At 41.3% G+C, this 21,784-nt stretch carries 12 protein-coding genes; all 12 read right to left on the reverse strand.

What is annotated here, in order from left to right:
• Window positions 1-19: 19 nt before the first annotated feature.
• Window positions 20-1,363 (reverse strand): hypothetical protein, encoded by a 1,344-nt coding sequence (locus JST56_01600; protein MBS1987664.1) that lies wholly within the window; start codon window positions 1,361-1,363, stop codon window positions 20-22.
• Between the two features lie 210 nt (window positions 1,364-1,573).
• A complete protein-coding gene (uvrA, locus tag JST56_01605; GenBank protein MBS1987665.1) occupies window positions 1,574-4,126 on the reverse strand; it encodes an excinuclease ABC subunit UvrA in 2,553 nt (850 codons plus the stop codon).
• A 122-nt stretch (window positions 4,127-4,248) separates the two neighbouring features.
• Window positions 4,249-5,067 carry a di-trans,poly-cis-decaprenylcistransferase gene (gene uppS, locus JST56_01610; protein ID MBS1987666.1) on the reverse strand — a complete coding sequence of 273 codons (819 nt, stop codon included), beginning with the start codon at window positions 5,065-5,067 and terminating at the stop codon, window positions 4,249-4,251.
• An 86-nt stretch (window positions 5,068-5,153) separates the two neighbouring features.
• Window positions 5,154-5,921 (reverse strand): hypothetical protein, encoded by a 768-nt coding sequence (locus JST56_01615; GenBank protein ID MBS1987667.1) that lies wholly within the window; start codon window positions 5,919-5,921, stop codon window positions 5,154-5,156.
• Window positions 5,922-6,028: 107 nt separating this feature from the next.
• Window positions 6,029-6,574, reverse strand: coding sequence for a hypothetical protein (locus tag JST56_01620; protein ID MBS1987668.1), 546 nt, complete (start codon window positions 6,572-6,574; stop codon window positions 6,029-6,031).
• A 195-nt stretch (window positions 6,575-6,769) separates the two neighbouring features.
• Window positions 6,770-9,157, reverse strand: a complete 2,388-nt coding sequence (locus JST56_01625) for a hypothetical protein (protein ID MBS1987669.1) — start codon at window positions 9,155-9,157, stop codon at window positions 6,770-6,772.
• Between the two features lie 155 nt (window positions 9,158-9,312).
• Window positions 9,313-11,208 carry a hypothetical protein gene (locus JST56_01630; GenBank protein ID MBS1987670.1) on the reverse strand — a complete coding sequence of 632 codons (1,896 nt, stop codon included), beginning with the start codon at window positions 11,206-11,208 and terminating at the stop codon, window positions 9,313-9,315.
• 34 nt (window positions 11,209-11,242) lie between these two features.
• Window positions 11,243-12,343: a hypothetical protein gene (locus JST56_01635; GenBank protein MBS1987671.1), complete on the reverse strand. Its 1,101-nt coding sequence runs from the start codon at window positions 12,341-12,343 to the stop codon at window positions 11,243-11,245.
• 1 nt (window position 12,344) lies between these two features.
• Window positions 12,345-13,883, reverse strand: a complete 1,539-nt coding sequence (locus JST56_01640; protein MBS1987672.1) for an ABC transporter substrate-binding protein — start codon at window positions 13,881-13,883, stop codon at window positions 12,345-12,347.
• Window positions 13,884-13,956: 73 nt separating this feature from the next.
• Window positions 13,957-17,613, reverse strand: coding sequence for a hypothetical protein (locus JST56_01645; GenBank protein ID MBS1987673.1), 3,657 nt, complete (start codon window positions 17,611-17,613; stop codon window positions 13,957-13,959).
• A gap of 63 nt (window positions 17,614-17,676) precedes the next feature.
• Window positions 17,677-19,746, reverse strand: a complete 2,070-nt coding sequence (locus tag JST56_01650) for a hypothetical protein (protein MBS1987674.1) — start codon at window positions 19,744-19,746, stop codon at window positions 17,677-17,679.
• Window positions 19,747-19,852: 106 nt separating this feature from the next.
• Window positions 19,853-21,778: a hypothetical protein gene (locus JST56_01655; GenBank protein ID MBS1987675.1), complete on the reverse strand. Its 1,926-nt coding sequence runs from the start codon at window positions 21,776-21,778 to the stop codon at window positions 19,853-19,855.
• Window positions 21,779-21,784: the final 6 nt, after the last annotated feature.

Below are 21,784 nucleotides of genomic sequence, written 5' to 3' on the forward strand. Positions count from 1 at the left end.
TTATCTATCGCTCAAAAACTTATCCGCCCCATCCGTTTGAAAAACGATTAGGCATGTCGTCATCTAAGCCTGATGGTCTTATTCGAGCGGTTGTATCGGTACGACGCATCGAATCACCATTTCCGCCAAGACCGAGTGTGCGTGGCTCAACTTCTTCTGCAAGCCTAATGAAGAGTTGCTCGATGTTTTTACGCATTGCCGGGAGAAGCGATTTGTTTGACTCAATAAATTCATCTAACTCTTTCACCGAACCAGCTTTAAGCATGAGGGCGCGATAATCTGATAACCTGTTTTGAATCTGGTCTGCATAAAAACAGATGATGTCATCTTTTTTGTAATATTGCTTACGTGAATCAAGCACAAAGATAAAGTAATCAAATTGCTCAGCACAGCCAACAACATACATGCGCCATGCATTTAAACTATTGGTCGCTTCAATTTGCTCTTTTTCATCAATTTCAAATAGATTACGTTGCGTCATATCATGACCACGGAAGCTATCTTTTGGACCATCTTTAACGTTCTTTTCAATCTGTTCCATAGCTTCTGAAATTAGCTTTTTCCAACCATTAACTTCTTTAGTTTTGAATGGATCTTTTGAATCGTGAAACAGAACTTTACACATGTCTTCCCACAAATCTAAGCCGCTTAAAAGCATAAAATCCCAGGTCCCGCCTAAAACAAGCTCAATTGTTGTCTTCAACTTTGAACTAATTGCTTCGCCAAGGGCTTCAGTAGCACGAATCATAAGCCCTTTTTGTATACCGTCGACAAATCCATCTGCTTGTTGAAATCCAAAAGAATCCCATGTTTTACCACCAATACCTCGACCCACAATGCTTCCAATCTGAGCAGAATGTCCATCAGCTCCAAGCAATCGCGCTCGTTGTTTTTTCAGCTGTTCAATCATACGGGCATGGGCTTGCGCACTGTCTGCTCCATTATTATCTCGCATACGAAGTAATTTTCGAGCCTGATAGATATCAGCATTAACTTTTCTCAATGCTGCTGCATCGAGTGGTTGATCAGCAGGATGATTCAAAAGGCGAGCACGCTCAGCTTGGAATGCGTCTAAATCAGCTTGAATCTCTTGTTGTCTTACACGAAAATCAGCAGGAAGAATATTTTCAGGAGCATTCTGCTCAGCCTGTTCAATCATCTTACTAATGTTATTAGCAGCCTCTAAGTCTTGCATTGCCTTTGAAGGATTCCTTCCCAAACGAAAATATGAACTTTCAATATCATACATATCTCGACCATATTGAGCTGGTACCGGCATTGATGCCTGAGCATCATTCATGCCACCAACAATCAATCCAATAACAAAAAAGAAACATACCGATAAACGTTGTCCTAATACCATTGCTTATCACCCCAGTAATACTATTAATTTGAATTTATAAATAAATACCGACTACAATCGATTGATTGAGGAGTATACCATGCAGTGCTGGTAAGACAAGCGGTATCGCAGTCGCCTTATGACAAAGTGCTTATTTGAAATAAAAAACAAAAAATATTGGGTTTATAGGCGATTTTAAGCCTATAAACCCAATATAAAAATCATAAGAATTTACTTTTTTAACATCTTTTTCAAGTAGTTACCCGTGATGCTTTCTTTAACGTCAGCAACCTGATCAGGTGTTCCTTGCGCAACAATGTATCCACCTTGGTCGCCACCATCAGGTCCAACATCAATAACATAATCAACCGATTTTAAAACATCAAGGTTGTGTTCGATAACCAAGACGCTATTGCCTCGATCAACTAATTTATTCAACACGAGTAAAAGCTTTTCAACGTCGCAGCTGTGAAGGCCCGTCGTCGGTTCATCCAAAATGTACATCGCATTCTTGTCCCGCTTTGCAAGCTCATTAACAAGTTTGACGCGCTGCGCTTCACCACCAGAAAGTGTGGTTGAAGATTGACCCAGCTTGAGGTAATCAAGCCCAACTTCACACAACAAATCTAAGCGCTTTTTTAAGCGAGGAAAGTTTGCAAAAAATTCTGCTGCTTCAACAACCGTCATATCAAGAATGTCTGAAATATTTTTACTGCGATACAAAATTTCAAGTGTCTGCTTGTTGTAACGTTTTCCTTTGCACGATTTGCAAACCATGAAAACGTCTTCTAAAAAGTGCATAGAAATTTTTGTTACACCTTCACCATCACATTCAAAGCAACGTCCCTCTGGAACGTTAAAGCTAAAACGACCGCATTTATAGCCACGCGCATTGCTTTCTGGCAGGCTTGCAAACAGATTTCTAATTTCATCAAAAATTCCAAGATACGTCGCAGGGTTTGACCGAGGAGTTCGACCGATAGGACTCTGGTCAACCAGTACCACATTTTTCAGGTTTTCAAGCCCTTCAATCTCTTCAAATGAACTTCCAATTGAGTAACCCAATGAAAAATATTGACGCAGTGCAGGAGCAAGTGTTTGCATAACCAAACTACTTTTACCTGATCCCGAAACTCCGGAAACCGCGCAAAAAATACCGAGTGGAAAATTAACCGTTACATTTTTCAAATTATTAACGCGCACATTTTTGAGGGTCAAGAAGCCGGTAGGAACACGTCGTTCTTTGGGCATGACAATTGCACGCTTACCTGAAATATACGCACCTGTCATAGAATTAGGGTTTTTTGCAACTTCAGCCGGTGTGCCGCACGCTGTCACTTGTCCACCCAAAACTCCTGCTGCAGGCCCCATATCAATCAGGTAATCTGCTTCTTGAATGGTATCCATATCGTGCTCAACCACAACTACCGTATTCCCTTGATCACGCAACATTTTAAGCGTGCTAATCAAGCGATCGTTATCACGCTGGTGTAACCCAATGCTCGGTTCATCAAGAATATAAAGCACCCCGCTGAGTGCAGAACCAATTTGCGTTGCAAGGCGAATGCGCTGTCCTTCACCACCAGAGAGTGTTCTTGCTGAACGTGAAAGCGTCAGGTACGTTAACCCAACGTTAACCAAAAAGCTCAGGCGACTGATAATTTCACGAAAGAGTGGATCGGTTATTTCTTTTTTATCACTCTGCTCAGATAACTGTATGCAGAGCTCGAGAAGCTTTGTAACAGAAAGTGTACAAAGGTCATGAATATTTTGATCACCAATAGTTACCGCAAGAGCTTCATCGCTCAAGCGCTTGCCTTGGCAGTATTCACACATGCGTTCGCGCGATTCATAATCTAAATAAGGTGAAGAGCTTTGCTCTGAATTTCCCCAAACCGATGATGAACTTTCGTAGGTAAAGCCAAGTCCGTGGCAGTTTTTACAAGCACCAAGCGGTGAGTTGAAGGAAAAAAATCGTGGCTCAAGTTCAGGAAATGAGCGTACACAGGTCAAGCAGATACGCTGAGAAGAATAAATTTGTTCATTACCTTGTGCGTCAATAACACTGCACAAGCCACCATTGGTGTTAAATGCTTTTTCAATCGCTTCTTGCACACGCACAACTTCTTCAGGAATGATGGTAATTTTATCAATTAAAATGTTAATAGTGTGTTTGTAAGTTTTTTCAAGTTTGACCGCTTCAATTTCCTTGAGTTCTTTAAACCGATAGTCTTTACCGTCAATGGTAAAGCGATGAAATCCACTTTCAAAAAAGCGCTTAAGGTCGCTTTTGAATTCGCCCTTCTTTTGAATAGCGATGGGAGCAGTAACCGTTACCGTCTGATCTTTAAATTTAGTCAAAAGCATGTGGGTAATATTTTCCGGAGATTCAGCGCTAATGACCGCATTACATTCAGGACAATGAGGTGTTCCAACACGAGCAAAAAGAACGCGTAAATAGTCGTAAATTTCGGTGATGGTACCAACGGTAGAACGAGGGTTGTAGCCAACGGTCTTTTGATCAATCGCAATAGCGGGACAAAGCCCCTCAATTTTTTCAACATCAGGGCGCTTAGAAATACCTAAAAATTGACGCGCATATGATGAAAGTGATTCAACATAGCGACGTTGCCCTTCGGCATACAAAGTATCAAGTGCCAGAGAACTCTTGCCTGACCCTGAAGGACCGGTAATGACCACCAACTGCTCTTTTGGAATTTGAACGTTAACCGACTTGAGATTGTGCTCTTTGGCACCGGTAATTTTTATCATCCCTTTGCTCATTATTCCCACTTCTCTGGTAGCAACTCCAATAATTAATATTCAAACAGCAATTCTAAGCAAGGTACCATGTTTTTGAAAAAATGTCACGAGGGATAAAGAAGGAGCAATGAATCGGCCTACTTTTACTTCCCATAGCGACGCTGCCGACTGGCATAGTCATCCAGGGCCTTTTGCATATCTGTAGGGGTTAGATCTGGAAAAAGCTTATTAAAGAAAGAAAATTCACTATAGGCGCTCTGCCACAAGAAAAAACCCGAAAGGCGCCTTTCTCCAGAGGTACGAACAATGAGGTCTGGATTTGGGTGCCGCTGGCCGGCCGTATCAAGAAATTGGGCACAATGCTCGGTTGCCACAGGAGTCCCCAACATATTACGCGTTTGAAGTTTTTCCAACATGCGACAAATTTCATCCTGCCCGCCGTAATCGATGCACAAATTCACCGCATGTTTTGAAAACGCTTTGGTCTTTTCAATCGCCGCATCAAGCGCTTGGAGCACATACGATGGCAAGCGGTCGCGTCTCCCCAGATGTAGAATCTGAGCCTCCATGCGCAAGCACAAGGGCAAGAGTGCTTGATTAATGCCTTCAACAATCACCTGCATCACATCAAAGACCTCTGCAAAATCTCGTTGCCAATTTTCCGTAGAAAAGCACCAAATAGAAACGGTATCTACCCCACCTTTCCACAAAAACTCCGTAATCGTGGGAACTGTTTCAAGTGATGCCTTACGTAACCCTTCAATGAGAGGAACTTTATGATCTTTTGCCCATCGACGGTTGCCATCTGGAATAATTGCTATGTGGTTGGGAATTGTTTTTGCCGTTACCAGCTTTGTAAGCTGTTGGATTTGTTGATCTTGATCTGCTGATTCAACGTGAAGAACTGAACATAATGAGAAAAAAGTTAAAGAAAATGTAAGAAACTTAAAACATCTTTTCATGAGACCTCTCCTTCTTTTTGTACAGATGTTGTTTTGCTTCAAGCATACTCAACATCTGCAAAAAAAGAAGGTAATATCATCAGGTTTTAAGTGCGAGCACAGATGCGTCGTGCAACGTGATCTCTTGTACTGCTTATAAGACTACGAATCTTCTCTACAGGATTTACTCCATCAGTACCTACAATAGTTTTACAATGGAAATGGCAAACCACTCTATCCAAATATTCTAAGGCTTCAAAAAGTTTTACTTTTAAGTCAACTCGAACTGATCGATCTGCATAGAATCGTTCTGTGTCATACCAATTCATAGTTAAATTATCAGCATGCCACTCTTTAATGTAAATAAACGCATTTAATCCACAACGAGCTTCTATTTTCAGAATTTTAATCATCTCTTCGTGCAGGTGCTCAAGCTTTGGATCATTTCTTTTGAATGCGTAAAAGTTAAATTTTCTGATGTAATCAAGTGTTTTGATAACATTATTAAAAACCTGGGAGCCTGCTGTTCCCACAAAAAAGTTTAATTGACGAAGCACATTTTCTCTATTTTCATCCACACCTCTGTGGGAATAGCATACCGATGTAGCGTGTACTTTTTTAAGCAAAGCAGATGAGTGATCAACTATTTCGTTTTCTTGATCATCATCATCACTATCAGAAATATCATCGCTGTCACTGCTGTCATCGCTATCCGATTCATCACAATGCATTGATGACTCGTCGCTAACATCACCAATAAATTCAACCAAAAAAGCTGGTGTTTTTGAACCCGGCTTCATGCAGATAAGATCTGAAGATAAAACTGAAACAAACAGAGAAAGTAAAAGCGCACGCGTAAAAAGAGGTATAATCATCGAATGTCCTTAAACAGTTACAGAAAAATAATATGAAACAAAGGACCGCGATTATACCCAATAAATAACAAATAATCAAAGTTTTAATAATAATAATTTTTCAAAAATTACAAAATTAAACACAAACTTTTCTGCTCATACTTCGCAACAATCTCACGTACACGTTCTTCGGCAATCAGAGCAACGCCTAAAATGCTGGTTTCTATTTGAGAGACTTCCATGTCTTTGAGATAACTCACAATCTTGGTCTTAAGAGCACTTAGATCATCATTGCTCGGAAAAAAGTTATGAAGTGCATGTAAATCTCTTTTCTTCGCCACGTATTCAATCAACATTGTTGTCACATAAATATTAAATTCCGTTCTATCTTGATCGCTTGAAATCTCGTCATAAGCTTCAACATAATTTTTAATAAGATCCTTATGCTTGACGTTAAATTGAAACCAATCCAATTTTTGAGCAACCAGATATTCTTGAGGTACAACTCCAGATTCAACTTCAATATAATGATTAATAAGATCTCCAGGTGCTTCATCAAATTGATAATAATCCAATGCTTTCACCTCTTGCACCACTTGTGAATAAGAACCAGCTCCAGCATGCGTCATCACAAAACTCAAAAAATTCATACATAAAATTACTATTTTTTTCACAAAAGTTTCCTTCAAAAAAATAACTGTCGCATACTTTTTAACGTATCCGAAGAAATTAGACCTTCTTAACCTGTATCATAATTAATTTTTAGAAAAAAAGAGAATCTGTTCGTTCAGGTGAACTTCAACCAAAACAAGATGGGCACCGCGGGGTGCCCATCTCATCACACAAAAGTATTCTGATGATTTACTTTTCTAGAATGTGTAACGAATACCTAGGTTAAGACCGTAAGCAATCTGTGTTCCTAAGCTTTCGTAAACAGCCTCACCTTCACGGCCTGGTGTTACATCAAGGCGGCGGGTGTTGCGGTTTGGTTGACCTTTAAGGTCTTTGTACAATTGGCCTGGCAAGAAGATTGCATCAAGGGTGTAGAGGCGGAGGTTTTCAAGCACAAAATATTCGGCGATGAGGTTCAACTCGGTGCCCATGTAGCTGCTTGCACGGTGCGTTGTTTCCCAGCCTTTGAAGCCGAGTTTCGTGCGAATGCCTTCTATGCCTGCAGCAGGAACACCTGCAATAACTGCATTCTGCAATTTATCATTTACAGCATTCCCAGTATTGATGTTTGGTGCTGCATTAACATCCCACTTATTAACACGACCTGGTGTCCAGAAACCAAGAACGTTGGTATTGATGCTCATCTTGTCGCGCTTCTTGAGTGGGAACCAGTTTAAGCCACCACCGATATACGCCAAGTTACTCATATCTTGGAAGTGATTGTATGCGTACATTTTGTTGTACGAAATATTCATTGGTCGAGGACCGACACGAACAAACAATACTGCTAAGCTGCGTACTTCATGACCAATGTAGTTGTAGTCACGTTGTGTCATAAAGCCTTTGAATTTGCGTGAGCGCTGTTCGTTATAAGGATATGCATCACCGCTGATGTAGGTACCGGCAAGTGCAATTTTGAGTGGGCACTTTTCGAAGGTGTATGAAATGTCACCTAAGAACATGAAGCCACTGTAATCAAGTTTGAATGGCTTACGGAAGCGTTCGTTGCCAACTAAGTTTGAATTCACAACGTTTTGATCAGCTGTAAGATCTGCAAATTGTGCATTTGCAACACGGGCAGCAGCAGTAGCTGGAATAGTATTGATGAAACCAACACCAGCAGCATTTGCACCAGTCACACTAACTTCTTTATCACTTACACGCAATGTTACCGGAGCACCAGCAGCATTTGCCGTTTGCAGTTGCACACCATTTTTATCAGCAGCGCGATTTATTGATAAATTTTCTACATTAAGAAGTTGGTGGTTAATCGGAGAAACTACAACAACGCCACCGGCCACTACCGCCGGTGTTTTTAGATTTGTCGTTGCTTTCACAGGAGCATTTTGGTTAGCCAAAACCGCAATAACATTGTTGTCTGTTGTAGCACCATCAAGAACACCAGCAGCAATTAGTGCTGGTATTCCAGCTGGAGAGTTAAGAGTCGCAGCATCCCCATAAAAAATATGGCTGTTAACTTCCTGAACATTTCCGGTAACCTTGTCACGCTTGAGCTGCACAACATTGCGGTCAATACCAAACACATCTTGGTGACCAAATTGTCCAGCCGCTTCAAGGTTCACATGAACACGCTTCCAGTTAAACTCAACCATAGCGCCGTATGTCCCAAGTTCTGAGCGCGCATCTGCTTTAACTTCAATGCTTTGCTCTGGAGCACGGGTGTACATGATGTACGGTTCAAGCAACAAATCCCAATTTTTTTCTTTGAGTTTGTAATCAAGCTTGAATGCCCATGTTTCTGTGTCTTTGCACGAACCACGTTCTGGACGAGGAGCTTCAAGACGTTGAATACGAGATGGGGCACGTGTGTCACCCAAAAACACGGTGACGCCTTGCCATTTGGTGTAGTAAAATGTTGCAGTCAAATTTTTAATGATTTCACCACTCAACACAACACCAGCTGGGGATTGTTCAAGGTTTCGTGCATTACCATCAAGGTTCCAGCCCATGTGTGGCACGCCGCCATCAACATAGTAACCAAGCGCAACACCGCGACCTATCCAATAGGGAAAGTAACCAATTTGCAAATAGGTTGGGTGTTTGTGAAATGGACGCAAGAAAGCGTCAAAGTTGATTTTCAAATATGCATCTTCAGCAAACATTGTTGGAACCAATTGACGATGTGTGTGATCGCCAATGTGTGCGCCATCAAGACTTTGAATTTGCAAGTCGGTCTCTTCAAGACCTGTGTAACGACCTTCGTTACGCCACATGCTGTAGTTGGTAATTTTCAAGAGTGCTTCGGTTGCTGGCTTGCCATGACGGCGTGCACCTTGACGCACACCAACCATTAAACTTGCTTTGTGTCTCCACGCATTGATAACGTCTGAAAAGTCACTACGCAATGTTTGTGATCGTCCTGAATAAAAATATTCTTCACGAACGCGTCCACCAAGCAACATTTGCATGTCTTTGGTTGCGAAAAAAAGTGATGCGGGAACAATGTCATCTTTTGTTAGTTTCTTTTCAGACTCAACAAGCGATGAGTCCGCGATAACTATATTTTGCCATGCTGTGCTTGCCAACAGGCATGCAAGCAAAAGCTTGTGTATACGTAACTTCATGCTCATAAACCTTCTCCTTTTTTAGTTAGTTTATTCTCGTTTGCGTTGCTGTGTTTGTTGTAAACACTTAAGCGTCTGGAACCGTACCATACTCCCAAAACAAAATGGAAGCTTTTTCTTGTTTTTTACACATCATAAAATCAGAATATTTCTTTCTATTTCACAGGTGCTGCTTGCGCAGGCTTTTCTGCCGGTGTTTGCACAGGCGTGGTTGCTGGTTGTTTAACTTGGGGTGTTACTGAAGCTTGCGCCGGCTGTACAGGCAGCACTGCTTGCTGAATTGTAGCAGGAGCTTGTGCTGGTGTTGCGGCAGGCGGTTGCACTGGTGTCGATACAACTGGTTGTGCAACCGATGTTGTTGCTGGCACTTGAGCTACAGCTGGCCTGTCCGTCGAAGCCTTGGCGGAGTCGGACGCAGGAGCAACCGACTTTTGTTCAACTTGAGGCTGTACTGTTGGCTTGCTTTCAGGAACTTGAGCTGCTGGTACTTGCGTTGCAGGTTTTTGAGTAGCTTGAGACGGTGCTGCTTGTGTAGACGCTTGAGTTACAGCTGGCGCTGTAGGTTGTTGCGCTGGTGCAGGAACGGGAGGCTTTTGTGCAGCCTGCACAGGAGCAGCTACAGGCGTAGACACCGCCGGAGCTGCTTGAGCAGACGCTTGTGCAGCTGGCGCTCCAGGTTGTGCAGGAGTTTGCGGAGCTGCGGGGACCGCCGGCGCTGGTGCTGCCGCTACAGCTGTTTGTGGAGCTGTCGTTGGCGCAATCGAAGGAGCTGCAGGTGCAGGCGTATCGCGCCCAGAAGTTAAGAAATATGGTATTGTTTTATAGCCATCTTTTTTACGACGATCCTGATGAAACAACGTAATTCTCCACTGCTCAATTTGACCTGCAGCTTCGATGATAGCAAACGTGTCGTTATAAAATTTGAAGCCTCGTTCAACTGCAAGTGTTGGCGCTGAAAGCAAGGTCCATGTCGTTACGCCCATCTCGGGAGCAAGTATACGCAATCCTTCTGATGGCTGATACGTTTCGCGTTTTTTCTCAACACGTAAAATTGCTTTTACATTAATTTCTGGAGCACTTGCATCGGGTGTAGGTAACGCATTTCCTTGCCATGACAACACTGAAACAGGATCTTTTGAGGGCGTCATTAAAAATTTTGCAAAATGCTTATCGGGTAACTTGGCACGCGTAACGCGTGAAAAGCGAACAAATGCATTGTTGTCTGGTGCCGGCGCTGCAAGATAAATAATGTTTGGCAGTGAATCGAAAAATTTTGTCATTTCGGGCTCAAGCGGCGTTGCATCTTTGGTGAGGCCTGCAGCACGAATTTTGAGCTCTGTTTTGAGCGTATGCTCTTGCCAGTATCCGTCAGATTCATGACTTCCTTTGGTGTACAACACACGGTCGGGGTTTTGTTGCATCAAACGTAACGTAAGTCCAATAATTTCCATACTAAATGGTGAACGGCTTGGAACATTACCTAAAAATATAATGAAGCAATCTGGTGAAACAATTTTTAAATCATCACCTAAAATTCCCAACTCTTTGAGTTTTGCCACATTACGAACCAGCGAATGAAATGCCGCTTGCATATCACCAAAGACAATAAATTTTGATTGTGGCGTTGCTGTAACTCGAGCAATATTTTGATTTTTAAACCCTTTTTGATCGCGTGTTTTATTCACATCCTCAAGAACTGTTTTAAAAAAAGAAGCGGTAAATGCGGGAGGTTTTTTGAGACGAAGTTTTTCAAAAAGACCACCCAATTTGTCTTTGATGGTTCTCATAACTGATGGAGCAAAGCGCTTGTAGTAATTGGTGAAATCGGGCTTAACAGCATTTTCTGACTCAAGCGGAGTAAGTTCGTTGGTTGATGCAGCATAGCGCTGCACATCGGCAAGCGTGATGAAACCTTGTGTATAAAATGGCTGAGGTGAAACAAACAAACCAATGATCAATAAAACAAGAAGAACACCCAAGGTGATACCGGAAATTTTTAAGATAGGAATAAGCAGGCTTGATGCACCTGACTGCTTCTTTGTACTCTTCATCCTTTTCCCTTTTTTTGTTCAGTCTCGTTAAGACTTACTTCAAAAGTATATAACTAACAGGTCCCAAAAGCAACGTGACCATGGTGACAAAAATTATGTTATTCAACACTTCAAGAAAGCTCTTAATCTGTTGCATATCTACTTTTTTATCAGCTCTACTTGCTTCATCCATTGAAGAATAATAACGAGTCATGAGCAATTGGCTCATGAAGCATAAAAATGCGATGATGAGGAGCACCAAGTAGACTTCATCGGTTGTGGTAAAATACCCAACTTTAGGCATCATCGACTCAATAACAAAGCGATATCCCAAGAGTGCGGTGACGCCTGCAATAGCCAAATTAAGTCTTCCAACCGTATTGGTAATTCCCATTAAAAATGAGCAGAGCGATAAAAACAGGGCTGCAAGAATTGGTAAGAAAATAATGAGAATTTTTCTGAATCCTGCTTTTACAAAATTGATGATAAAAAGCGCTTTAGGCGCTGAGGTGACGGCACTTTTATCGGCCTGATCTATTACCAAATGCGAATATCCAAAATTTACATTGGTATCATAGATTTTCCAGTTTGATACAAAAAGATTCTTTGCAATGCCAAAAGAGGTTCGGTCAACCAAAAATGCCATTTCATCAGGGGTTACAAAGTCATTTGAAAGAATAATCGAAAGTCGATGATCATCAAACGGAAAACGATAGTGACGTAAATCGGTCCTGACTTCAAACAAGACGTTGTATTTTGCAAAGAGCCGATTGTCTTTGACTTTGATATCAGGTTCTGATTTGTATAAAATTTTTCCGTTATCAATTGAAAATTGCTCGATGGTTTTGAGCATAAGCTCATCATGGTTAAAATCAAACCAAATAATCGAATCGATGATAAAACTATTTTTGATTTCATCAAAGAGTGGAATATTTTTGATAAAAAGCCCGGTCCGCACACGCACGGTCGAAAGGCGAGCTTCGCGAACCTTTTCCATTTTTACCCGCAAGTCTGGAATAGGGTCTGCTGTTCCAAAACGTGTTGCAACATACTGAATAAGAATGCAAAAATAGAGCATTAACATGCTGACCGCTACAACTTTTACACGAACATTGCTCATATCAAAAACTTTTTTAAGCATTGGGGTAATTGCCATATTATTCATCCATCTTAATTTCACTGGCCTGGATAAAGTCTTTTTCTTCACCCTCATTAATCCATACCTGATCAGAAAGTGTTCTGGTTACTGCATTAAAGGACAATTTTAAACCATGGATATCAACTTCTTTAAACCCTTCGCATGCTGCAACAATTTTTTCTGTTGTTACAGGCGGTTGAATTGTATTGAGTACTTTAAGAAAAATAAGAGCGTTAATGTATCCTTCAAAATAGAAGGGACCGACCGCTTGGTTGGGAAGATGCGTTTGCATGGCGGTACGAAACTGTTGAGCAATTGGCAAACTGCTGCGCAACGGATCGGGAACAACTGATGAAGTAATCATGCTTGCACCACGAAGTTTGCTTAAAATTTTTTGAACTGCAACCAATTCGGAAAACCCCAAAAAGACGGATTTATACAACCCCTTGTTAATTGCTAATCGAACAAAAGTTGATGCTGGACGAGAAGTTGCAATGCAAAAAACAACATTCGGTGATTTTTTTGCAATGCGGTCAACAGCATCAGAAACGTTGACCGAACCGTCCGGATAAGCTGCCATTTCAACCGGCTTAAGATCAAAGCGCTTGAGCACTTCAACTACTTTTTTGCGGCACTCATTTCCCCAATCGCTTTCTTCATAAAAGATAGCAACTTTTTTACGGCGCAGGCGATAAACTGCGTAAGCGGTTAAAGCTTCAATCTCTTTTTCGTACGGCGGCCTAAAAAAAACAAGGTTGCGATAGCCGGCTTTTCGAAGAGTATCGACACCCGCTATCGGAAAAAGTCCAAGTAACTGATTACGTAATATTGATGGAAGCGCCGTAAATAAATTTTCATCCCCCAGCATGCTTAAAAATATTGGCGAGTTACTTTTGAGTTGATTGATGTTCTCACGGGCACGCAGTATTTCAGATTTATCATCTCCTGAAAAAGTTTGAATGAAGTAATTGCTCGTTGGGTTATCGGTGTTGATGTGGTTAAAAACCAGCAACATTCCTTCGTTGACGTGCGTTCCGATAATACCATTCTTTCCGCTTAAAGAGGCTGAAATACTCACGGATATTTCGGTTTTATTGCCAACTGATTTTGAAGGAATAGGCAATGCTTGAAATTGTGGAAATGGATTTTTTGGTTCAAGCGTAAAAGATTTCACCAATTTTTTGGCAGTTTTTTTTACTTTCTTCAAAGCTTGCTGAGCCTTTCTCACATGCTCAGTAATTTTTGCTCCTGCCTTTTGAGAAACCCTTGCGGCGTCGTCATAGGAGTGCTGCGCTGCTGATGCAACTTCCGATTGCTCAGGAGCAGATGCAGCTTGAATTGGGGGTGATACCGGAACTGATGCTGACGTTGCAGGTTGTTGTTGGAGCGTCGACTGTGCAGGAGTAGGTGACACTTGGGTTGGTACAGTTGCCACTTGGACTTGTGGAGCGGGATGAGGCTGTTGCCCGTCCGCCGTAGCCTCGGCAAAGGCGGATGCAATGCAACCATTCAAGAAGCTTACAAAAATTATGAATAAAAATTGTGTAACCATAAGCATTCTATAAATCCTTATACAAAAATCGGGCAGAAGGTTCTGCCCGATTTTTGCCGTTATTTATTTCAATTCTGTTTTATGCATCAACGTTTGCATAATCCAAGAAGCCTGTAACTACTTCAAGTGATGCACCTGGCATAATTTGGAGATTCAAGTCGTCATCTGAATTTCCATTACCAAACGCAAAGCCTTCAGAAGCTGAAACAGCACCGTTGTTATACAAGAAGTTATTGTGATCGATACACAATGTTCCACGTGTCAGTCTCATACCCGCTACTGATGAAACAACCGAGCAACCATCAAAGAAGAGTCTCGATGTAGCATTTTGCAATGCAATCAGATCTCTGTCTGCGCTTGCTGGTGCGTAGCTAAATGTTAAGCCCTTATCAAAGACTAAGGTCGCATTACCATTAACCATTGAGTAACCGGTTGAGGTGTACACAAAGGCAGAGGTACCTGTGATAATATTCTCTTCAATAAAGCGCATCGATCCAACTGAGAAGATATAATCACTGGATAGATGCAAGGTGCTACCTTTGAATATGAGATGAGCATTTGGACCAACGCAATCCAAGTTGCTACCACGAAGGTTTGTAAGCGCAAGATCCTGAATAGTGAGATGACCTGGTTGTAGCAGATGAATATTCTTGTTTGCAAAATTCAAGACGTTGCCATCACCATAAAGCAATGTTTCACCAACAAATGTCCAGGTCTTGGTCAAGTCTTGACACTCACTCAGTTCAACTTTGGTGCAATTACCAAAGATAATTTGAGCGGTACCAAGCATTGGATCCTGCATGAGGTTTATTGCTTCATCATCAAAGTCACGCAATACCACATTTTCAAGTGTAACGGTTACGCCTGGCTGAATTCTGAATTGGTTTGATTGTTTACGTGCAAACTTGATTGCATGTCCAGAACCATTGATAGTGGTATCAACCGTCACCAATAAGGTATGTGATGATGACAAGAAGATATCAAAGCTTAAGGTGTATGTTGGAGCTGTATCGATTTGAACGCCCCATGGTCCATGGTCGATGGTATCAAGCTGTGCATCAAGCCACACAATTGCCATACTGTTGTTTTTGCAGCAGTACAATAACGTATTGCTATTGTTCTTGGTTAAGAATAATAATGCATTACTGTTGTTCTTATTCAAGTACAACAATGTATTACTGTTATTCTTGCAGCATGAGATTAACGCATTACTGTTATTTTTTGCCAAGAATAAGAGTGTGTTACTGTTGTTTTTACAACATGAAATCAGTGCATTGCTATTGTTCTTGGTCAAGTACAGAAGCGCGTTACTATTATTTGTTGTCAAGAAAAGCAGCGAGTTACTGTTATTCTTACAACAAGAGATTAATGCGTTACTATTGTTCTTGGTTAAGAATAGAAGCGCATTGCTGTTGTTCGTTATGCCAAACAGCGCAGCGTTACTGTTGTTCTTGCAGCAGGCAATTAATGCATTACTGTTGTTCTTGGTCAAGTACAATAACGTATTACTGTTGTTTTTATCGCCTGCAAGAATTGCGTTACTGCTATTTTTGCAACAGAACAAGAGCGCATTACTCAAGTTCTTGGTGAGATACAAGATTGTATTACTGTTGTTCTTATCCCCAGCAAGAATTGCATTGCTGTTGTTGGTTATGCCAAACAATGCAGCGTTACTGTTGTTCTTGCAGCAGGCGATTAATGCATTGCTATTATTCTTGGTCAAGAACAAGAGCGCGTTGCTGTTGTTGGTTATGCCAAACAGCGCCGCGTTGCTATTGTTTTTGCAGCAGGCGATTAATGCATTGCTGTTATTCTTGGTCAAGAACAAGAGCGCGTTGCTGTTGTTGGTTATGCCAAACAGCGCCGCGTTACTGTTGTTTTTGCAGCAGGCGATTAATGCATTGCTGTTATTCTTGGTCAAGAACAGAAGCGCGTTGCTGTTGTTTGTTATGCCAAACAGCGCTGCGTTACTGTTGTTTTTGCAGCAGGCGATGAGTGCATTGCTGTTATTCTTGGTCAAGAACAAGAGCGCGTTGCTGTTGTTGGTTATGCCAAACAGCGCTGCGTTACTGTTGTTCTTGCAGCAGGCAATGAGTGCGTTGCTGTTATTTTTGGTTAAGAACAGAAGCGCGTTGCTGTTGTTATTAATAGCCGTAAAAACAGGGCCATTTGTATTTGTTGTTAACCACAACAAAGCATTACTCAAGTTTTTGCAACAATACAATGATGCGTTACTGTTGTTCTTGTCACCGGCCAGAAGCGCGTTGCTATTATTCTTGGTCAAGTACAAGAGCGCATTGCTATTGTTGTTGCAGCACGATAACAATGCATTACTGTTGTTCTTGTTCAAGGTTAAGAGCGCATCGCTGTTATTTCTAATAGCTGTGAAAACAGGACCATTTGTGTTGGTCGTTAACCACAAAAGAGCATTACTTATGTTCTTACAACAGAACAATGATGCATTACTGTTGTTCTTGTCGCCAGCAAGAATTGCGTTGCTGTTGTTCTTAGTTAAGTACAAGATTGTGTTGCTATTGTTCTTATCACCGGCAAGCAGTGCGTTACTGTTGTTTTTGCAACATGAAATGAGCGCATTGCTGTTGTTCTTGGTGAGGTACAACATTGCATTGCTATGCGTTGTAAGCACTCGTTCTGTAACCACTTTGCGAATAACACCATTGTTAACATAAGCAATAAACTTTTGATTTGGATCAGCAGTCTTAATTGGTTGAATGCTATTTTCGTTTCCAAAATCAAGCGTATCATACTCAAGCGCAAGATTATCAACGGTCATTGATGCTAAATCTGAAAGAGTTAAGGTCTTGTTCTGAGTAACAATAGTTGTTGGACCTTCAACATAAACACCACCAGTTGTCCAGGTGATGTCGCCATCCATTTCAACTTCAACTTGAGACAGTCGAAGCTGAGCTGTATCGTCTTCAAAAACAATACGCCCACTACCAAGTCCCTTGAGTTTTGCATCAGCAAGCGAAAGCGTTGCGCCTGATTTGATCCAAATAGATCCACCATTAGTTAAATCTACAAGATTTCCGTTACCGGTAATGCGGGAAACACCTGCAAAATACCAAATTCCAGTTACCGTCATTTTGCTGTTAAGCGCTAAATCATTAGCACCATCCCACAAAATTGTATCGGGCCATGAAAGTGGTGCACCACCAAATGTTGTACGATATCCATTAAAGCGTACAGAACCAGAACCGGTAAATTTTACATCATCAGCAAATCCCAGGTCATTTTCTAGAATTGCGGTACCGTTTCTCAACTTGATATTTTGATTGAGAGTATTAACAAGTGCAATCGTTAATGTTGTATTAAGATCTTGCAAACAGACAGCACCATTTAAACGCATAAAGCCAGAAAGACGGTTGTTCTGGTTACTTGCAATAACTCCCGCGTTGACTTCACTTGGATCGCCAAAATATGAGTCATTACCATTCAAGAAGATTGTTCCGCCTCCAGAGGTTGTTTCAGTCAAATCAGTACAGTTCGCGTTAACGAAAAGTAGGCTTCCTAAAACGCTTCCTCCGTTACACTCAAATATCGAACCGTTGTCGATAACGAGTTGACTTGGAATAATCTTAATCTTGGATGATAAACCAACAACTTTTATTGAACTTGATTTATCACCAAAATCTATGGATGTTGCTGCGTATGCAGCAAATCCTTGCAGTATGCATAAAATGAGCGCACCAGCAAATTTGATGCGTATGTTCATAACATCTCCTTCTTCGCTTCACGATACAATCGTGATTTCTTCACTACTTAACAACCCACCCCATTAATTTACGTTATTGTAAACCAACTTTCCTGAAAGCAACTGTAAGCTTGCTGCTGGAACAATCTTAATTTGAAGATCGTTGATTGCTACTCCATCACCAAAAACTATTGCTTGCGAATCACTCACTCCACCTGGATTCTGCAAAAAGCTCTTACGGTCAACGGTTAACGTTCCCTTACGCAAACGCATGCCAGTTGATGTTGTTGCAAGTGTTGCACCATTTAAAAAGAGCTCTGCTGATGGATCTTGCATATCAAATAAGTCCTTACTTGCAATAGATGGTGCGTATCTAAATGTTGTTCCAGGGCGAAGTCTCATACTGCTTTTTCGTTTGAGATTACTTACTTGGCTTGATGTGTAATGGAAAGTGAATGTTCCTGATAAGTCTAAGTCGCCATTAATATCAAAACTACCTGTACTAAACGTGAAATCATTATCAAGGAACAAGTTTACTCGTCCATCAAAAACGATTTTAGACGCATTGGTATCGCAACGAATTTTATTCGAAGCAAGGCCCTTAATGGTGATATCTCGAATGGTTAATTGAGCACCGTTGGTTACAAAAATTCGACCGTTGGGCCCAAGTGTCAAAGTACGACTAACACCATCAAGAATACTGTCGCCTTTAAACGTCCACGTATAGTTGAGATCGCTGGTGAAAATTTCCATGGTTACACGATCACCAAACAACATCTTGGAAGCTGAGTTACCAAAGCTTACGTCTGTTGAAGCAAGATCACGCAAGACAATATTTTTGAATTCCAAAATTTGGTTTGGATCAATAATAACAATCTCACCCTCAATTGCAGGATCAATACGTGTAAAGTAAGCGATATGAGTATTTCCATTCAGACACAAGCTTGAGTTTACGTTCAAGCGATTGTCTGGAGAAATCAGAAGATATCGAGCAAGTGTGAGTGTTACTGATGAATCGAAAGTAACAACACCAAGAATATCAACGCGAGGTCGAACAATCGTGCCGTTGTTTAAAAATTTAATATGAACATTATTCGGATCATCAATAGGTTTTGGTTGAATGTTTGCTTTATCAGCAAATTCAAGCGGCTCATATGAAAGAGGACAACCATCAACCGTTAGTGAAGCGGCACTATCAAATCTCAAAATCTTATCTTTTACAATAACACGAGATGCACCACTCACATAAATGCCACCACGCGTCATGGTCACATCACGATCCATCTCTATTTCACAGGAAGACATGCGTAGCTGTGAGGTATTATTTTCAAAAACAAAGAACCCAGATCCAAAACCCTTAATCTTTAGACCATTAAGATCGAGTGTTGTATTTTTTCTAATCCAGATTGTTCCACCATGTGAGAAATCAAGCGTGTTACCGTGTCCATTGAAGTTTGAGTTTCCTTGAAAAATCCACTGACCTTTAATGCGAATATCACTATTCAACATAATATCGCCTGCATCTTTCCAGAGCAGTGTATCGGTCCAGGTTAATGACTTTCCACCTAAGATCAGTTGGTTACCATTCAAAACAATGGTTCCGGAACCGGTAAAGGTAACGTCATCACCAAGCTTCAGCGTATTTGCAAGACCCAACGTTCCTCGATTCAAAATAACGTTTTGATTGAGAGAGCTTTGAATTGCAATTGAAAGTGTTGATGTTTGATCGTGCAAAATAATTGCATTTGAACTTTGAAAGGTTGGCTGCCCTTCTAAACGATTGCGAGTACCGCGTACAACAATTCTTTGAGCAACTAAACCGGGCTCAGAACGAAAAACGGCATCGTTACCGTTCATCGAAATTTCAGAAACAGCATCAAAGTCGCCATCGGCAGTCAAACCAATTTCAGCAACATCGTTAACGAAAACGCCATCACTAAAAACAAGTTTATTTCCTTTGATAACACTAACAGGTTCTTTTTTAACCGTTCCTTCTGAAATGCTCATGCTGGTGCCCAACACGTTGAGTGTTGCAGCAGTTCCAACAATTTCAATAGCAGAGTCTTTTGCACCAAAATTAACTGATGCCTGCGTCATTGGCATCACTAAACAGAAGATTAAAACATGGCTTAGCAGAGCCCTTCTTATTTTCATTCCCACTCCTTTAACAGGTCTTGCTCATTCAAAGCACTTTGTGTACATCAAATTTCCCTTTTTGTGACTCCCTTGCCTTTACCAAGACCCCCTTCAATAAATGGTTCTACTTAAAGGTAAAGCCAAAAGTAACATGCGCGTTAAATGTTTTTGGCACGTTCATGCCAGCAAAGGTGTACAGTAATCCTGCAACCAAGCGCGTGTTGCGATCGTATTGATAGCTGTAGTCAAGTCCGGCGGTGTGTTCTATTTGTTGAGTATTTTCAGTAAAGACTAATGGATTCCATTCTTCTGTGTTGATACCATGAACACTGTCGGAGGATTTAAAGCGGAAGTAGTAGTAAGCGTCTAAGAAGCCGCGCTGAGACAAAAAGCGTTCGATGATATTACCGATGCGCATTTGCATTTCAAAACCGGTTGTCAGTTTGAGCGTGGTGACGTTGTCACCGAAGTTTTTGAGCGTGGTATCGAAAGTATTAAAAACTTCTCCCTTAGCAGAATTCGCTGCAATTAGAACACGATCATCAAATGCAAAAAGCCCTTTTTCTACATCCGATACTTTTTTATCTCCGCCTGTAATTTCTGCTGGATTTACTATTCTCTTTGGTACTCGTTTTTCAACATGTGCAGGTGCACCAAAAAGAGCTTGTAAGAAAAGATGTGGATTCAAGAATTGACGATATGAAAAAAGAACTGAGCTGAAAAATGCAAATTCGGTATGCCCATCGTTGCCCAGTGCAGGGCTCCACAACTTACGCGTTGTACTTTCTTTTGCAAAAGGAATTTGAACCTTGGCACCAACCACCATTTTATCAAAATATGATGAGTTGATTTTTGCATGCATGAATAAAGTCACATCTCCAAGACCCATCGCGCTGCCACCAAGTTCTTCAATGCCCTTGGCTTTAAAAAGATCTTTTATGAAAAGATCGGTATCTTGACCGTAGCGGCGCATGAAAGCGTTGGGGGAAATATCACCAGCACCAGCACCAGCATCAACAAGACCCTGTATCAAAAATGGATTAGCATTATCTTTAAATGCTTTCTCAGATAAATCAATATGAGCTCGTAAGCGATTTTTGCGGTAGACCAAAGGAAGCTGAACGCCAATAGCAAGATCGTTTCTAAACGCATAGCGTGCAAGATCAAAACGCACTGAGTACTCTTCTGCTTTACCCAAAAATTGAATTTGTTCATCAGCAAGATATTTCAAATACTGGCTTGGAGCTTGATTTGCTGCATCAGCAAATTCTTTGTGAGTTAATGAACCCTCGCTCACCAACTTACTTGCAAGCAAGACATCTTTAACTCGAATTGGTTGTTCACCAAATTCAAGAATAGTCAGATCACGATTAACACCTGATGAATCGTAAGCGTCGGTTGCATAGTTATAACTGACCGTGGTATTGAAAATGCCGCGGTTTTCAAAAAACGCTGCTGCCACTGGCCAAGCAGGAATTTTGTATAAATCGGCATATTTTCCTGCAGCGCGGTCATGACCACGTTTTTCAGCTTGCAGATGTTCCCATTGTCCCAAAAGCAGGCGGCGATTGCTGCGCTGCTCTTTTACATTGATCAAATGATCTTTGTGTCGTTTTTCTATGGTGTGCTTAATCTTTGCAGTGCGTTCTTGTCGACGCGCACGGCGTGCCTTGCGCTCTTCTTCTTTACGCATACGGCGATCTTCATGAGCCCATGCGTTGTGCTCTTTTTCTTCAGCTTTCTTAAGCGCTTTTTCTTGACGTGCACGCTCACGATCGCTTCCAAAAGAGTCAACTCCTCGTCGAGACTTTTGAAAAGCCTCAACATCTTGTTCTATTGCTTTACTCTTTTTTTTCTGAACAGAAGGTCTTGACTCCTGTTGTTGTAAATCACTTACATATTCCTGCTCTGCTTGCGCAACCAGGGTTATTTCTTCATCAGAGAGCTCTTGCTCAAATGATCCCAATGGCTCGTCATATTCATGGCCGGCAACCAATGTTCCGCTTATAAGCAGAGCAGCCACGCTGACTTTCAACACGATTCTTTTCATAACATC

Source organism: Candidatus Dependentiae bacterium, assembly GCA_018266175.1.
Taxonomy (GTDB): domain Bacteria; phylum Babelota; class Babeliae; order Babelales; family RVW-14; genus JAFEAY01.

Bases quoted from the DNA above. Each gene is read 5' to 3' on its own strand.
- JST56_01630 (MBS1987670.1), bottom strand. From the start codon at position 11,208: ATGAAGAGTACAAAGAAGCAGTCAGGTGCATCAAGCCTGCTTATTCCT.
- uvrA (MBS1987665.1), bottom strand. From the start codon at position 4,126: ATGAGCAAAGGGATGATAAAAATTACCGGTGCCAAAGAGCACAATCTC.
- JST56_01615 (MBS1987667.1), bottom strand. From the start codon at position 5,921: ATGATTATACCTCTTTTTACGCGTGCGCTTTTACTTTCTCTGTTTGTT.
- JST56_01655 (MBS1987675.1), bottom strand. From the start codon at position 21,778: ATGAAAAGAATCGTGTTGAAAGTCAGCGTGGCTGCTCTGCTTATAAGC.
- JST56_01640 (MBS1987672.1), bottom strand. From the start codon at position 13,883: ATGCTTATGGTTACACAATTTTTATTCATAATTTTTGTAAGCTTCTTG.
- JST56_01625 (MBS1987669.1), bottom strand. From the start codon at position 9,157: ATGAAGTTACGTATACACAAGCTTTTGCTTGCATGCCTGTTGGCAAGC.
- JST56_01600 (MBS1987664.1), bottom strand. From the start codon at position 1,363: ATGGTATTAGGACAACGTTTATCGGTATGTTTCTTTTTTGTTATTGGA.
- uppS (MBS1987666.1), bottom strand. From the start codon at position 5,067: ATGAAAAGATGTTTTAAGTTTCTTACATTTTCTTTAACTTTTTTCTCA.
- JST56_01635 (MBS1987671.1), bottom strand. From the start codon at position 12,343: ATGGCAATTACCCCAATGCTTAAAAAAGTTTTTGATATGAGCAATGTT.
- JST56_01645 (MBS1987673.1), bottom strand. From the start codon at position 17,613: ATGAACATACGCATCAAATTTGCTGGTGCGCTCATTTTATGCATACTG.
- JST56_01650 (MBS1987674.1), bottom strand. From the start codon at position 19,746: ATGAAAATAAGAAGGGCTCTGCTAAGCCATGTTTTAATCTTCTGTTTA.